Genomic DNA, 1,054 nt, shown 5'->3' on the forward strand with positions numbered 1-1,054 from the left:
TACGGATACCATCGCCTGGCTCAGCTACCTTCCTGCGTCACACCTGTTCATACGCTAACCGCACCAGCATGGGGTCGAGCGTTAGACCGGCCACCATCACCCCGAAGGGATCCGGTTGATCCGGGTTAGGACTCTTAGCACCACTGGATTAGCTTGGGCGGTTGTTCGCCGGTACGGGAATATCAACCCGTTGTCCATCGACTACGCCTGTCGGCCTCGCCTTAGGTCCCGACTTACCCAGGGCGGATTAACCTGGCCCTGGAACCCTTGGTCTTTCGGAGGACGGGTTTCTCACCCGTCTTTCGCTACTCATGCCTGCATTCTCACTCGTGTAGCGTCCACGGCTGGATCACTCCGCCGCTTCACTCGCCACACGACGCTCTCCTACCACTCCGCACGACTGAACCACGAAGGCTTGTCTATAGTGCGAAATCTACAACTTCGGCGGTGTGCTTGAGCCCCGTTACATTGTCGGCGCGGAATCACTTGACCAGTGAGCTATTACGCACTCTTTCAAGGGTGGCTGCTTCTAAGCCAACCTCCTGGTTGTCTATGCAACTCCACATCCTTTCCCACTTAGCACACGCTTAGGGGCCTTAGTTGGTAGTCTGGGTTGTTTCCCTCTCGACGATGAAGCTTATCCCCCACCGTCTCACTGCTGCGCTCTCACTCACCGGCATTCGGAGTTTGGCTGACGTCAGTAACCTGTTGAGGCCCATCGGCCATCCAGTAGCTCTACCTCCGGCGAGAAACACGCAACGCTGCACCTAAATGCATTTCGGAGAGAACCAGCTATCACGAAGTTTGATTGGCCTTTCACCCCTATCCACAGCTCATCCCCTCCATTTTCAACTGAAGTGGGTTCGGTCCTCCACGACGTCTTACCGTCGCTTCAACCTGGCCATGGATAGATCACTTCGCTTCGGGTCTAGGACATGCGACTGAATCGCCCTATTCAGACTCGCTTTCGCTACGGCTGCCCCACACGGGTTAACCTCGCCACATATCACTAACTCGCAGGCTCATTCTTCAAAAGGCACGCCGTCACACCAAC

The 1,054-nt window shown here is 55.9% G+C and carries 1 rRNA gene; it reads right to left on the bottom strand.

The features are described from left to right. Positions 1-1,054 (bottom strand): 23S ribosomal RNA (locus EDF24_RS00055); the annotation flags it as partial.

It is taken from the genome of Curtobacterium sp. PhB130, from assembly GCF_003755165.1.
In the GTDB taxonomy this organism is placed as follows: Bacteria; Actinomycetota; Actinomycetes; order Actinomycetales; family Microbacteriaceae; genus Curtobacterium.